This window comes from Pseudomonas sp. GV047, assembly GCF_003058245.1.
Lineage (GTDB): Bacteria > Pseudomonadota > Gammaproteobacteria > Pseudomonadales > Pseudomonadaceae > Aquipseudomonas > Aquipseudomonas marginalis.
Window position 1 is genome coordinate 210,443 of record NZ_QCWA01000012.1, and the last position, 13,566, is coordinate 224,008.

The following is a 13,566-nucleotide window of genomic DNA, read 5'->3' on the forward strand; positions in this document are numbered from 1 at the left end:
GGCTTTTATCGTTGCGTCAGGATGCTCTGCAACAATCCCGGAAACCGTTCCTCAAGCACCTCGCCGCGCAATGAATTCATATGGGTGGTGCCCACGCTGCGGGTGTGGACCAGGCCGGCATCGCGCAGGACCCGGAAGTGGTGGGACATGCTGGACTTGGGGCGCCCGCCGTCCAGTTCGCCGCAGCTGGCCTCGGGCACGCCGGCCAGGCAGCGGACAATCTCCAGGCGCACCGGATCACTCAGCGCGTACAACAGGCGCTCGAGGGTCAGGTCTTCCGGGGTGGGGTGTTTAAAGGCTCGCATGAAACGAATCATAACAGGGGGCTATCATCGAATACCATAGTTCGATTACCATCGAACTATCGAATCATCCACTCGCTCCCGGAGTTCTCAATGCCCGCTTTGTTCGAACCGTTCACACTCAAAGACGTCACCCTGCGCAATCGCATCGCCATCCCGCCGATGTGCCAATACATGGCCGATGACGGCATCGTCAACGACTGGCACCTCGTGCACCTGGCCAGCATGGCCCGGGGCGGCGCCGGTTTGCTGGTGGTCGAGGCCACCGCTGTAGCACCTGAGGGACGTATCACCCCAGGTTGCGCCGGTCTCTGGAGCGACGCCCACGCCCAGGCGTTCGTACCCATGGTCAAGGCCATCAAGGCCGCCGGTTCGGTGCCCGGCATCCAGATCGGCCACGCCGGTCGCAAAGCCAGCGCCAACCGCCCGTGGGAAGGGGACGACCATATGCCTGCCTCCGATGTACGCAGTTGGGAAACCATCGCGCCGTCGGCCATCGCCTTCGGTGCCAACCTGCCGCAAGTGCCACGGGCCATGACCCTGGACGACATCGCTCGGGTCAAGCAGGACTTCGTCGACGCCGCCCGCCGTGCCCGTGACGCCGGCTTCGAATGGATCGAACTGCACTTCGCCCATGGCTACCTGGGCCAGAGCTTCTTCTCCGAGCATTCCAACCAGCGCACCGACGCCTACGGTGGCAGCTTCGACAACCGCAGCCGTTTCCTCCTGGAAACCCTCGCTGCCGTGCGCGAGGTCTGGCCGGAAAACCTGCCGCTGACCGCGCGTTTTGGTGTAATCGAATACGACGGCCGTGACGAACAGACCCTGACCGAATCCATCGAACTGGCCCGCAACTTCAAGGCCGGCGGCCTGGACCTGCTGAGCGTCAGCGTCGGTTTCACCATCCCCGACACCAATATCCCGTGGGGCCCGGCCTTCATGGGCCCGATCGCCGAGCGCGTGCGCCGCGAAGCCGGCATCCCGGTGACCTCAGCCTGGGGCTTTGGCACGCCGCAACTGGCGGAAGGTGCGTTGCAGGCGGGGCACCTGGACCTGGTCTCGGTCGGTCGTGCGCACCTGGCTGACCCGCATTGGGCGTACTTTGCGGCCAAGGAGCTGGGCGTGGAAAAATCCTCCTGGACCTTGCCGGCGCCTTACGCCCATTGGCTGGAGCGCTATCGCTGATCGGATCCATTTCTAAAGTTGTATAAAAATCCAAATGTGGGAGGGGGCTTGCCCCCGATAGCGGTAGACCAGTCGATGTTGCTGTGACTGATACACCGATATCGGGGGCAAGCCCCCTCCCACGTTTGGCTCGCGTCCAATTTCCTACAGATCGATACAAAGCTGTTACCTGAAAAATAGTGAATGAGAATAGATGTCAAACGCGAATGGATTGATATACCATTCCCGCGTTTTTTGGCAGGTTTGCCGCCCCATCTGGCTCATTCACTAGGTTCAACATCCATGCGTCGTACCCTGATTTCCCTCTGCGTGCTTCAGGCGTTTTCCCCGTTTACCTGGGCCGAGGTTGTCCCTGCCGACAAGGCCAGTCTTGAGCTGCAAGCCACCAATGTCACTGGCGAGGCGGACTACGAGACGGCGCAAGGGCCGGTCAAGGGCTACCACGCCACACGTTCGGCGAGTGCGACGCGCACCGACACCTCGATTCATGAAACCCCGCAGTCCATCAGCGTCGTGTCCAAGGATGTGGTCGAAGACATCGGCGCCACCCGTTTGCAGGATGCCCTGGACTACGCCGGTGGCGTCGGTCGTGCCAACAACTTCGGCGGCCAGGGGCTCACCACCTTCACCGTACGTGGCTTCACCACCGGCGAGTTCTACCGCAACGGTTTCCCGATCAACCGCGGCTACCCGAACATGCCCGACGCCAACACCATCGAACGCCTCGAAGTGCTGCGCGGCCCGGCAACCATGCTGTATGGCCGTGGCGATCCCGGCGGCACCTTCAACGTGGTGTCCAAGCAACCGCTGGCCGAGCCGACCGTGACCCTCGGCAGCCAACTGGATGACCAGGGCATGCAGCGCGCCACCCTCGACGCTTCCGGCCCGCTGGACGAACAAGGTCGCCTGGCCTATCGCCTGAACGTGGTGGGCGAGGGCGGTGACACCTTCCGTGACCATGTCGAAACCGAACGCTATGGCGTGACCCCGGTGATCACCTGGCAGGCCAGCGATGACACCAAGGTGATCTTCGAAGGCGACTTCATGCGCAACAACCACCCGCTGGACCGTGGCCTGACGCGCTACCCCAATCAAAAAGGCACCGCCTCGCGTGACACTTTCTGGGGTGAAAAAGACGCCGGCAAACTGCACAACGACAACAGCATGGCCCAGCTGCGTTTCGAGCACCTGCTCAATGACAGCTGGACCCTGGGCGGTGGTTTCCAATGGCTGGACGGCACCTTGCAAGGCAATGCCATTGAAGCCAACGGCCTGGCCGCCGACGGTCGCACCCTGGGCCGCAACTTCAACTACCGCAAACTGGAGTGGACCGACAAGGACACTCAGCTCAACCTCACCGGGCATTTCTCCACCGGTGGTTTCGACCACACCTTGCTCACCGGCGTCGAATTCGAAGACTACGACTACAAGTCGATCATCCAGCGCTCCAGCGGCGCAGTGGGTGCTTATGCAATCGATATCTTCAACCCGGTCTACGGCCAGGCGCGCCCGAACCTCACGCGTACGCCGACCCACGACAAGGAAAACCTCAAGACCTACGCGGCCTTCGTGCAGGATCAGGTGGCCCTGACCGAGCGCCTTAAAGTGCTCGCCGGCGCACGCTTCGAGCGCTTCGAGCACGACTACCACACCTACGTGCCGGGCGGTAAAAGCTGGGAATCCAGCGACAACGCCGTCACCCCACGCGTGGGCGTGATCTACGACCTCACCGACACCGTCGCGGTCTACGCCGACGCCGCGCGTTCGTTCAAGCCCAACACCGGCGCCAGTCGCCAGGGCGGTGGTTTTGAGCCGGAGAAAGGCAAATCCTACGAGATGGGCATCAAGTGGGAAGCCCTGGACCGTCAACTGAGTGTCGACGCCGCGATCTACCAGATCGAGAAGAAAAACGTGCTCACCACCGACCCTCTCGACTCCACCTTCAGCGTCGCCGCCGGCCAGGTGCGCAGCCTTGGTTTCGACCTGAACGTGGCGGGCAATATCACCCCCGAGTGGCGTGTGATCGGTGGCTACGCCTACGTGGATGCCGAAGTGACCAAGGACAACACCCTGCGCAGCGGCACGCGCTTGCTGAACATCCCGCGCAACAGCTTCAGCCTGCTCAACGTCTACGAGTTCCAGGACGGCGCCCTCAAGGGCCTGGGCCTCGGCGCGGGTAGCAAGTATGTGGATGAACGGGCCGGGCAGACCGCCAACAACGCCTTCTCGATGGACGCCTACACCGTGGTCGACCTGCTCAGCTACTACAAGGTCAACGACAAGGTGCGGCTGAACCTGGACGTGAAAAACCTGTTTAATCGAGAGTATGAAGAAGGTGCGTTCGGCAATGTGTACGCCTACCCCGGCGAACCGCGCACGGTGCAGGTAGGCATTGCCTATACCCTGTAACGCCGCCTGATTGGCTTGCAATGGCCCAGGTGATTGCAAGCCACGTCACAGCCCCGGCAGAAAAGGCACTAAGATCTACCCGATAGATGGGAGTCAAATGTGGGGGGCAAGTCAGATCCTCGCACCGCCCCTCCCACATGTTCTTTCACCTGATTTCAGGGCAGGGGCGGCGCGTTTCACCAGGCGCCGTCGAATCTTCTATCCCGCGTCTGTTATCAATTCTGCCAGCACTGCGCATAGCGCTCACACACGCTATAACGTTTGTCCAATTCGGCCATGTGTGCCCAGTTGTCGGCCATTGCTTCCTTTTCCAGCACTTCATTGAGCCTGCGGTAGAACTGCAGCATCGCACCGTTGACAGCCAATGCCTGAGTGATGTCGGTGGCCGGGGTATCGGGCACCAGGGTTCTTAATGTGGGCGTGTCCAGTCGTGAGAGGCGCGCACGGTACTCAACCTTGTACTGCTCAAGTGCCTTGGCCTTTACGCCCTGAGCCTGGACCAGGTAGTTCACGACGTTCTGACGATACTGCGCCCAATAGGCATCCGGCAGATCAAGGTTCATCTGGGCCTTGCGCTTGTTGACCACCAGATCAGTTGCGTGATCGCGCGCGCTGTCGTCCAGCGGGCTGGCCTGGGGTTTCATTTCCGCGATGATGCTCGGGGCGATAATCTGCTCGGCCAAGGCATCACGCTCCGGGGTGGCGGGGAGGCCTTTCGGCGGCGCGGGGAACAGCGCATTGGCACCTACGCAGCTGGGCAGTCCTTTATTGATCACCGGGACCGGTGAGCGCACCACCTGGCCTTTTACTGAATGCAGACGTTTGAGTGTCGTCACACACTGGCTTCCTGCGCCAGTGAACGTCACCTCGTATTCCGCGCCGTTTTGCGGAGTGAGGGTGAAAGCCATGCCGCACACCGAACCTGTGCCTTGGGTATTCAAGTGCAGGAACAGTTCTTTGTTGGCGGGCAAGCGGATTTCCAGGTAGGGCGTTTTTTCGGAGACCGGCGGCATCGACATGTCCGCCCGCCTGCGGGTGTTGGCCAGGAACAGATTGTTAAGGATGCCGGTGGTCTGTCCATCGCAATGTTGCGCATCTATTACACTCAGCGTGGCACTGCTCATGTCGCTGACAAATCGTAGCTTGGCAGCATCCGGTCCGGTGGCATCGGGGTACGTACCCGACACGCTGCAGCCGCTCAATATCAACGCGAAAAATGTTGCGCCGAGCGCACGGCCTGCAAATAAATTACTCATGGAAGGGAGGTCATCCTTAACACCGATGTTGAGAAGTGCCGCATGATACTGGCAAAGTTGAACTTTTTTCGATGGACCGAGGATTGAATGCGCAAAATAAGTCAGTTGTTTGTGATCGGAACCGTGGCCTTGATGAGTGCCTGCTCGGCATTGCCACCTGAAATGGCATTGGATTCGAAAGTCTATTCCGCCGAAAACGCAGGTCTTGTCCTGGGCGCACTGATCGAGGGTGGGCCCTACGGAACCTGGATGAGCTTTCACAATGTGGACACCGGAAAAGACTATGGCTGGGGCCCCAAGGACTACTACTCGGCATGGTTGCCTGGAGGCACCTATGAAGTCAGTGACCTTGGCTCGCGTCGTGGCGTGATGGGGCCCTACTCGAAGCCGCTGCGCTTTACCGTCACCAATGGACAAATCAATTACGTGGGCGAAATGACCTATGGTTGCCCGCTCGCGGCTCGCCCGGCCGCGATCTATGGCGTGAAAAACTGCGGACTCCTTGCGTTGGGGACCTGCACCGTTGATTACCCCAGCATTGGCATCTGTGTGGTGGATCGACAGGAGCAGTCCGTTCGCACCTTCGTCAAGCAGCACCCGCAATATTCCGAGCTACCGGTCAAGTCGGCCGTGATGTCGACGCGTTGACCCTTGCGCCGAGTTGAGCGTGGAGGCTCAATCGGGTTATAGCGGCGTCAGCACATTCATCACCGTATCCAACGCCACCCGCGTGTCATCCAGCTGCACCAGCGACGCATGCCGCGCGCCGAGGGCGTCGCGGTTCTGGATCGCGGTGAGGATCGCCTTGTGCCGGGGCAGGCTCAGGCCCTGGATGTCCGGGCGGCGGTTGGTGATGTTGATCGACTCGCGCAGCGGCAACGACAGCATGTTGCACATATAGGCGAGCAGGTCGTTACGGGTGGCATCGGCAATGGCGCGGTGGAAGTCCAGGTCGGCCTGCAGCAGCTGTTCGTGGGTCTGCGCGGTTTCCATGCCCTGGTAGGCTTTTTCGATGGTGGCGATGTCTTCATCGGTGGCGGTGGTCGCGGCCATGGCGGCGATCTCCGGCTCGAGGATGCGCCGCACACCGGCCAGGGTATTGAAGAATTCACTGTGGGGCGTGGACTGCATCAACCAGGACAATACGTCCGGGTCGAGCAGGTGCCATTTCAAGCGCGGCCGCACCACTGCACCCACCCGTGGCTTGGAATACACCAGGCCCTTGGCGCTGAGCACCCGGGTCGCTTCGCGCAACACCGAACGGCTGACCTTGTACTCCTCGCACAGCGTGGCCTCCATGGGCAGCCGTTCTTCGGGCTTGAAGCGACCTGAAACGATGTGCATGCCCAAGTCCTGAACGATCTGGGCATGCATGCTCTTGCGCGGCTTGGACGGCTGGTGATCCATAACGACAGGGATGCTCCGACTTAAATTCGCGGCATCATAGCATCCCAATTAGTGGGAATGCCGGGGGACTTCAGCACCACGGCAACCCACCAGGAAGTCAAAGTCGCAACCCTGGTCGGCCTGCAGCACATGGTCGATATACAGCTGGCGGTAGCCGCCGACGATCAGGTTCTGCGGCGGTTTCAGGTCGGCCATGCGCGCCGCCAGCTCTGCGTCGGGGATGTCCAGGTGCAGGCGACCGTTGGCGCAATCGAGTTCGATCCAGTCACCTTCCTTCACCGTGGCCAACGGTCCACCTGCCGCGGCTTCCGGCGCCACGTGCAAGACCACGGTGCCGTAGGCGGTGCCGCTCATGCGCGCATCGGAGATCCGCACCATATCGGTCACGCCCTGGGCCAGCAGCTTGGCCGGCAAGCCCATGTTGCCGACTTCGGCCATGCCTGGGTAACCCTTGGGCCCGCAGTTTTTCATGACCAGGATCGAGTTGGCGTCCACATCCAGTTCCGGATCGTTGATGCGCGCCTTGTACATGTCGAAGTTCTCGAACACCACCGCACGCCCGCGATGCTGCATCAGCTCGGCGCTGGCGGCCGACGGCTTGAGCACCGCACCGAGTGGCGCCAGGTTGCCGCGCAACACGCAAATGCCACCGTCGGCGCGGATCGGGTTGTCGAGGGTGCGGATCACTTCGTCCTGGCCGTAGATCGGCGAGTCCTTGGTGTTCTCGCCGAGGGTCTTGCCGTTGACGGTCAAGGCGTTCGGGTGCGGAATCAGGTTGGCTTCACCAAGACGACGCAGCACGGCGGGCAGGCCACCGGCATAGTAGAACTCTTCCATCAGGAAGCGCCCGGACGGTTGCAGGTCGACGATGGTCGGCATGCCGCGACCGATGCGGGTCCAGTCGTCCAGGTCGAGCTCGACACCGATGCGCCCGGCGATGGCTTTCAAATGGATCACGGCGTTGGTCGAACCACCGATGGCGGCGTTCACGCGGATGGCGTTTTCAAACGCTTCCTTGGTGAGGATCTTCGACAGCTTCAAGTCTTCGCGCACCATCTCCACCGCACGCATGCCGGACATATGGGCCAACACATAACGCCGCGCATCCACCGCCGGGATCGCCGCGTTGTGGGGCAGGGACGTGCCCAGTGCCTCGGCCATGCAGGCCATGGTCGACGCAGTACCCATGGTGTTGCAGGTGCCCGCCGAACGCGACATGCCGCCTTCGGCCGCGAGGAAATCATCCAGGGTAATGGTGCCGGCCTTGACCTGTTCGCTGAGCTGCCACACCACGGTACCCGAGCCGATGTCCTGGCCCTTGTGCTTGCCGTTGAGCATCGGCCCACCGGTGACCACGATGGCCGGCACGTCGCAACTGGCGGCGCCCATCAGCAGGGCCGGGGTGGTCTTGTCGCAGCCGGTCAGCAGCACCACACCGTCAATCGGGTTGCCGCGAATGGCTTCCTCCACGTCCATGCTCGCCAGGTTGCGGGTGAGCATGGCGGTGGGGCGCAGGTTGGATTCGCCGTTGGAGAACACCGGGAATTCCACCGGGAAGCCACCGGCCTCGATCACGCCACGTTTGACGTGCTCGGCGATCTGGCGGAAATGCGCGTTGCACGGGGTCAGCTCCGACCAGGTATTGCAGATGCCGATGATCGGCTTGCCATGGAACTGATGGTCGGCGATGCCCTGGTTCTTCATCCAGCTGCGGTACATGAAGCCGTTTTTGTCGGCGGTACCAAACCACTGGGCGGAGCGTAGGCCGGGCTTTTTATCAGACATGATCGATTCTCTTATTGTATGACTATATGTTCTATGCGTGCTTAAACATAAGCGCAAAATCGATGCTTTGGAAGAGTTGTTTTGCAAATAGTCCTACTATATAGTCTGGCATAACTGAGGTATGACCCTGGCGGATTTCCGCGAGAGGCGTCCCCCGAGCTTCTATAAAAACAACAATCGGAGATCGACCCCATGAGCCAGGAACTGCGGCTTATTCGGCGCATCACGCTGAAACTGATTCCCTTCCTGATCCTGCTGTACCTGATCGCCTACGTGGACCGTTCCGCCGTAGGTTTTGCCAAGCTGCACATGGGCGCCGACGTCGGTATCGGCGATGCGGCCTATGGCCTGGGCGCGGGGTTGTTCTTCATTGGCTACTTCCTCTTCGAGATCCCCAGCAACCTGATGCTCGACCGCTTCGGCGCACGGCGCTGGTTTGCGCGGATCATGATCACCTGGGGCGCGATCACCATCGGCATGGCCTTCGTGCAAGGGCCGCACAGCTTCTATGTGATGCGCTTCCTGCTCGGCGCGGCCGAAGCCGGATTCTTTCCCGGCGTCCTGTACTACATCACCCAATGGTTCCCGGTGCGCCATCGCGGCAAGATCCTCGGGCTGTTCATCCTCTCCCAACCGATTGCGATGATGATCACCGGCCCGGTGTCCGGCGGCCTGCTGGGCATGGATGGCATCCTCGGCCTGCATGGCTGGCAGTGGCTGTTCATCGTGATCGGCACCCCGGCGATCCTGCTGACCTGGCCGGTGCTGCGCTACCTGCCGGATGGCCCCAGGCAGGTCAAATGGATGAGCGACGACGAAAAGGCCTGGCTCACCGGTGAGCTGGACAAAGACCTGCAAGCCTACGGCCAGACCCGCCACGGCAACCCGCTGCATGCCCTCAAGGACAAACGCGTGTTGCTGCTGGCGCTGTTCTACCTGCCGGTGACCCTGAGCATCTATGGCCTGGGCCTATGGCTGCCGACCCTGATCAAACAGTTCGGCGGCACCGACCTGGTCACCGGCTTTATCTCCGCCGTGCCGTACATCTTCGGCATCATCGGCCTGCTGATCATCCCGCGCAGTTCGGACCGCCTGAATGATCGCTACGGTCACCTGGCGGTGCTGTATGTGCTCGGCGCCATCGGCCTGTTCTGCAGTGCCTGGCTGAGTGTGCCGGTGCTGCAAATGGCCGCGCTGTGCCTGGCGGCGTTTGCGCTGTTTTCCTGCACCGCAGTGTTCTGGACCTTGCCGGGGCGCTTCTTTGCCGGCGCCAGTGCGGCGGCGGGCATTGCCTTGATCAACTCGGTGGGCAACCTCGGCGGCTATATCGGTCCGTTCGTGATCGGTGCGCTCAAGGAATACACCGGCAACCTCGCCTCGGGCTTGTACTTCCTGTCCGCGGTCATGGTGTTCGGGCTGGTCCTGACCGGCGTGGTCTACCGCGTGCTGGAGCGCAAGCACGTACTGCCCGCCGATCAATTCGCCGCCAGCGCCCGTGGCGCCACACGTACTTAATCTGGGAGAAGTCTGATGCGTTTAGTTCAGTTCGAGTCAAGCAACGGTGAACGCCGGGTCGGCGTTGTAGAAGGCGCCACAGTGCGCGAAGTGCGTACCGCGCGCAGCGTGCGCGAACTGGCGCTGGCCGCCATCGAGGCGGGCGTCAAGTTGCAGCAGCAGGTCGAGAGCCTGGGCCTGGGCGACAGCCATGACTACGCCGCACTGTTGGCCGACCTGAAGATTTTGCCGCCGCTGGACCACCCGGACCCGGCCCATATGCTCATCAGCGGCACCGGCCTGACCCACCTGGGCAGCGCCTCGGCGCGGGACAAAATGCACCAGCAGGCCGGCGATGAGAGCGCCTTGACCGACACCATGCGCATCTTCAAATGGGGCGTCGAGGGCGGCAAGCCCGCTGCCGGCCAGGCCGGTGTGCAACCGGAATGGTTCTACAAGGGCGACGGCAGCATCGTCGTGCGCCCAGGCGAAGCCTTCCCGGTGCCACCGTTTGCCGAAGACGCCGGTGAAGAACCGGAAATCGGCGGCCTGTATGTGATCGGCCCGGACAGCCAGCCCTATCGCCTGGGTTTTGCAGTGGGCAACGAGTTCTCCGACCACATCATGGAGCGCAAGAACTACCTGTACCTGGCCCATTCCAAGCTGCGCAGTTGCAGCTACGGCCCCGAACTGCGCGTGGGCGAGTTGCCCCAGCACCTGGCCGGCACCAGCCGCATCCTGCGTAACGGCGAGGAAATCTGGCGGAACGAATTCCTCAGTGGCGAGGCCAATATGTGCCACAGCCTGGAAAACCTCGAGTACCACCACTTCAAATACCGCCAGTTCCTCAAGCCGGGCGATGTGCACATTCACTTCTTCGGCACCGCCACGCTGTCATTCGCCGATGGTATACGTTCCCAACCGGGCGATGTGTTCGAGATCAGCCAGGCCGAGTTCGGCGCGCCGTTGGTCAATGGTGTCGGCAGCAGCGAGGCGGCCTTTGAACCCGGCCAAGTCACCCCCCTTTAAGGAGATCAACATGACCCAGTTCCTCGGCCACAACTACATCGGCGGCCAGCGCAGCGCCAACGGCAGCGTCAAGCTGCACAGCGTCGATGCCAGCACGGGCGAAACCTTGCCGCAGGATTTCTACCAGGCCACGCCGGAAGAAGTCGACGCCGCTGCCAAGGCCGCCGCTGCGGCGTATCCGGCTTACCGTGCGTTGAGTGCCGCGCGCCGTGCGCAGTTCCTGGACGCGATCGCCGACGAGCTGGATGGCCTGAGCGATCACTTCATCGAGCTGGTCTGCCGCGAAACCGCGCTGCCCGCCGCACGTATCAAAGGCGAGCGTGGGCGTACCAGTGGCCAGATGCGCCTGTTCGCCATGGTGCTGCGTCGCGGTGATTTCTACGGCGCACGCATCGACAAGGCGTTACCCGACCGCCAGCCACTGCCACGCCCGGACCTGCGCCAATACCGCATCGGCCTGGGCCCGGTGGCCGTGTTTGGCGCGAGCAACTTCCCCCTGGCGTTTTCCACCGCCGGCGGCGATACCGCAGCGGCACTGGCGGCCGGTTGCCCGGTGGTATTCAAGGCCCACAGCGGGCATATGGCCACGGCTGAACAGGTGGCCAATGCAATCATTCGTGCGGCAGAAGCAACCGAGATGCCGGCGGGTGTATTCAACATGATCTTCGGCGGCGGCGTCGGCGAGGCGCTGGTCAAGCACCCGGCGATCCAGGCAGTGGGCTTTACCGGCTCGCTCAAGGGCGGTCGCGCCTTGTGCGATATGGCCGCGGCACGCCCGCAGCCGATCCCGGTGTTTGCCGAGATGTCGAGCATAAACCCGGTGATCGTGCTGCCCCAAGCACTGCAAGCGCGAGCGGAAGCGGTCGCGCGGGATCTGACCGCGTCGGTGGTGCAAGGCTGCGGCCAGTTCTGCACCAACCCTGGCCTGGTGATCGGTATCGCCTCGCCGCAGTTCACCGCGTTTACCCAACAGGTCGCTCAACTGATCGGTGAGCAACCGGCACAAACCATGCTCAATGCCGGCACCCTGAGCAGCTACGGCAAAGGCCTGGAAAAACTCCTGGCGCACCCTGGCATTCAGCATGTGGCCGGTAGCACCCAGGCGGGCAATCAGGCGCAACCGCAGCTGTTCAAGGCCGATGTGCGCTTGTTGCTCGAGGGCGATGAAGTGCTGCAGGAAGAAGTCTTCGGTCCTACCACGGTGTTTGTCGAAGTGGCTGATCAAGCCCAGCTCAGCGCTGCCTTGCACGGCCTGCACGGCCAGCTCACGGCGACGATCATTGGCGAACCGGCAGACTTTCAACAGTTCGCCGAACTCACGCCGCTGCTGGAACAGAAAGTCGGGCGCATCCTGCTCAACGGCTACCCGACCGGCGTTGAAGTCTGCGACTCGATGGTGCATGGCGGCCCCTATCCAGCGACGTCGGATGCCCGTGGCACCTCGGTCGGCACCTTGGCCATCGACCGTTTCCTGCGCCCGGTGTGCTTCCAGAACTACCCGGATAGCCTGCTGCCCGACGCGTTGAAAAACGCCAACCCCCTGCGCATCCAGCGCCTGGTGGATGGCACGCCATCCCGCGACTCGCTGTAAACACTTATCAGGAGGCGTCATGTCGTGTACCGCTGTCACTGAGCACCGTGCGCAACTGGGGGAAGGCCCGTTCTGGGACGTGCCGACCCAGGCGCTGTACTGGGTCAATATCGCCGGCAAACAGGCCCTGCGCCTGATGGGCGGACAGCTGCAGATCTGGCAGTTGCCCGAGCACGTTTCGGCGTTTATCCCGTGTGAACGCGGTGATGCGCTGGTGACCTTGAGCAGCGGTGTCTACCGCCTGGACCTGGCCACCGAAGCCCTGACCCTGCTGTGCGTGGCCGACCCACAACCGGGCAACCGTGGCAATGAAGCGCGCTGCGATGCCCAGGGCCGCCTGTGGCTGGGCACCATGCAGAACAACATCGGCGAACACGGCGAAGACCTGCCGATCACGCGGCGCTCCGGCGGCCTGTTTCGCATCGATGCGGATGCCCAGGTCACGCCGTTGCTCCACGGCCTGGGCATTCCCAACACCTTGCTGTGGAGCGAGGACGGCCGCCAGGTGCATTTCGGCGACAGCCTGGACGCCACGCTCTACCAGTATTCGATCCAGGCCGACGGCCAACTCGAGCCCGCAACGCCGTGGTTCGGGCCGCACTTGCGCGGCGGGCCGGATGGCTCGGCCATGGACAGTCAAGGCTACATCTGGAACGCCCGTTGGGACGGCAGTTGCCTGCTGCGCCTGACGCCCGAGGGGGAGGTGGACCGCATTATCGAGTTGCCCGTGAGTCGCCCCACCAGTTGCGTATTCGGTGGCCCCAACCTCACCACTTTGTATATCACCAGCGCCGCCAGCCCATTGGATCACCCTCTGGACGGCGCGGTGCTGGCCATCGAAGTCGATGTACCCGGCATGCCTTGCCATCGCTTTGCCGGTTAACCCCAAGACTTAAAAACAACAACAAGGAGTCACCCGTATGAATCATCGTCGTCGTGGTATCCGTTCCCTGTGCTGCGCCGCTGTGGCGGTCTCGGCCATGAGCTTGAGCGGGCTGTTGCTGGCCGCTGAAGAAGTGAAGATCGGTTTCCTGGTCAAGCAGGCCGAGGAACCGTGGTTCCAGACCGAATGGGCCTTTGCCGAAAAAGCCGGCAAGGAACATGGCTT

The 13,566-nt window shown here is 62.2% G+C and carries 11 protein-coding genes and 1 pseudogene; 8 read left to right on the plus strand and 4 right to left on the minus strand.

All coding sequences use genetic code 11. The features are described 5' to 3' along the window. Positions 1 to 5: 5 nt before the first annotated feature. A complete protein-coding gene (locus C8K58_RS26220; protein ID WP_027603612.1) occupies positions 6 to 317 on the minus strand; it encodes a helix-turn-helix transcriptional regulator in 312 nt (103 codons plus the stop codon). Positions 318 to 395: 78 nt separating this feature from the next. On the opposite strand from C8K58_RS26220, the gene C8K58_RS26225 reads away from it, so the two are divergent. Together C8K58_RS26225 and C8K58_RS26230 are read left to right on the plus strand one after the other, a co-directional pair. Then, the gene (locus C8K58_RS26225; RefSeq protein ID WP_108574608.1) at positions 396 to 1,487 is read left to right on the plus strand and encodes an NADH:flavin oxidoreductase/NADH oxidase; all 1,092 of its coding nucleotides are present in this window, start codon (positions 396 to 398) and stop codon (positions 1,485 to 1,487) included. 282 nt (positions 1,488 to 1,769) lie between these two features. After that, entirely contained in the window at positions 1,770 to 3,896 is a 2,127-nt protein-coding gene (locus C8K58_RS26230) for a TonB-dependent siderophore receptor (RefSeq protein WP_108574609.1), read from the plus strand. A 215-nt stretch (positions 3,897 to 4,111) separates the two neighbouring features. Here C8K58_RS26230 and C8K58_RS26235 read toward each other — a convergent pair whose 3' ends face one another. Further along, positions 4,112 to 5,152, minus strand: a complete 1,041-nt coding sequence (locus C8K58_RS26235; protein ID WP_027603615.1) for a hypothetical protein — start codon at positions 5,150 to 5,152, stop codon at positions 4,112 to 4,114. Positions 5,153 to 5,239: 87 nt separating this feature from the next. On the opposite strand from C8K58_RS26235, the gene C8K58_RS26240 reads away from it, so the two are divergent. Continuing rightward, positions 5,240 to 5,800 (plus strand): hypothetical protein, encoded by a 561-nt coding sequence (locus C8K58_RS26240; protein WP_027603616.1) that lies wholly within the window; start codon positions 5,240 to 5,242, stop codon positions 5,798 to 5,800. A gap of 36 nt (positions 5,801 to 5,836) precedes the next feature. Here C8K58_RS26240 and C8K58_RS26245 read toward each other — a convergent pair whose 3' ends face one another. Together C8K58_RS26245 and C8K58_RS26250 are read right to left on the minus strand one after the other, a co-directional pair. Further along, positions 5,837 to 6,559, minus strand: coding sequence for a FadR/GntR family transcriptional regulator (locus C8K58_RS26245; protein WP_027603617.1), 723 nt, complete (start codon positions 6,557 to 6,559; stop codon positions 5,837 to 5,839). 48 nt (positions 6,560 to 6,607) lie between these two features. Next, a complete protein-coding gene (locus C8K58_RS26250; protein ID WP_027603618.1) occupies positions 6,608 to 8,344 on the minus strand; it encodes an IlvD/Edd family dehydratase in 1,737 nt (578 codons plus the stop codon). A gap of 192 nt (positions 8,345 to 8,536) precedes the next feature. Between C8K58_RS26250 and C8K58_RS26255 the strand changes: the two genes are divergently transcribed. The 5 genes and pseudogenes from C8K58_RS26255 to C8K58_RS26275 all read left to right on the plus strand — a co-directional run. Then, complete coding sequence (locus tag C8K58_RS26255; protein ID WP_027603619.1) at positions 8,537 to 9,859, plus strand: MFS transporter; 1,323 nt, start codon at positions 8,537 to 8,539, stop codon at positions 9,857 to 9,859. Between the two features lie 15 nt (positions 9,860 to 9,874). Beyond that, a complete protein-coding gene (gene araD1, locus C8K58_RS26260; protein WP_027603620.1) occupies positions 9,875 to 10,867 on the plus strand; it encodes an AraD1 family protein in 993 nt (330 codons plus the stop codon). A 10-nt stretch (positions 10,868 to 10,877) separates the two neighbouring features. After that, the gene (locus C8K58_RS26265) at positions 10,878 to 12,458 is read left to right on the plus strand and encodes an aldehyde dehydrogenase (NADP(+)) (RefSeq protein ID WP_027603621.1); all 1,581 of its coding nucleotides are present in this window, start codon (positions 10,878 to 10,880) and stop codon (positions 12,456 to 12,458) included. Between the two features lie 19 nt (positions 12,459 to 12,477). Then, the gene (locus C8K58_RS26270) at positions 12,478 to 13,341 is read left to right on the plus strand and encodes an SMP-30/gluconolactonase/LRE family protein (RefSeq protein ID WP_027603622.1); all 864 of its coding nucleotides are present in this window, start codon (positions 12,478 to 12,480) and stop codon (positions 13,339 to 13,341) included. A gap of 37 nt (positions 13,342 to 13,378) precedes the next feature. Continuing rightward, positions 13,379 to 13,566 (plus strand): annotated as a pseudogene (locus C8K58_RS26275) (arabinose ABC transporter substrate-binding protein); the annotation flags it as partial.

Bases quoted from the DNA above. Each gene is read 5' to 3' on its own strand.
- C8K58_RS26220 (WP_027603612.1), bottom strand. From the start codon at position 317: ATGATTCGTTTCATGCGAGCCTTTAAACACCCCACCCCGGAAGACCTG.
- C8K58_RS26225 (WP_108574608.1), top strand. From the start codon at position 396: ATGCCCGCTTTGTTCGAACCGTTCACACTCAAAGACGTCACCCTGCGC.
- C8K58_RS26230 (WP_108574609.1), top strand. From the start codon at position 1,770: ATGCGTCGTACCCTGATTTCCCTCTGCGTGCTTCAGGCGTTTTCCCCG.
- C8K58_RS26235 (WP_027603615.1), bottom strand. From the start codon at position 5,152: ATGAGTAATTTATTTGCAGGCCGTGCGCTCGGCGCAACATTTTTCGCG.
- C8K58_RS26240 (WP_027603616.1), top strand. From the start codon at position 5,240: ATGCGCAAAATAAGTCAGTTGTTTGTGATCGGAACCGTGGCCTTGATG.
- C8K58_RS26245 (WP_027603617.1), bottom strand. From the start codon at position 6,559: ATGGATCACCAGCCGTCCAAGCCGCGCAAGAGCATGCATGCCCAGATC.
- C8K58_RS26250 (WP_027603618.1), bottom strand. From the start codon at position 8,344: ATGTCTGATAAAAAGCCCGGCCTACGCTCCGCCCAGTGGTTTGGTACC.
- C8K58_RS26255 (WP_027603619.1), top strand. From the start codon at position 8,537: ATGAGCCAGGAACTGCGGCTTATTCGGCGCATCACGCTGAAACTGATT.
- araD1 (WP_027603620.1), top strand. From the start codon at position 9,875: ATGCGTTTAGTTCAGTTCGAGTCAAGCAACGGTGAACGCCGGGTCGGC.
- C8K58_RS26265 (WP_027603621.1), top strand. From the start codon at position 10,878: ATGACCCAGTTCCTCGGCCACAACTACATCGGCGGCCAGCGCAGCGCC.
- C8K58_RS26270 (WP_027603622.1), top strand. From the start codon at position 12,478: ATGTCGTGTACCGCTGTCACTGAGCACCGTGCGCAACTGGGGGAAGGC.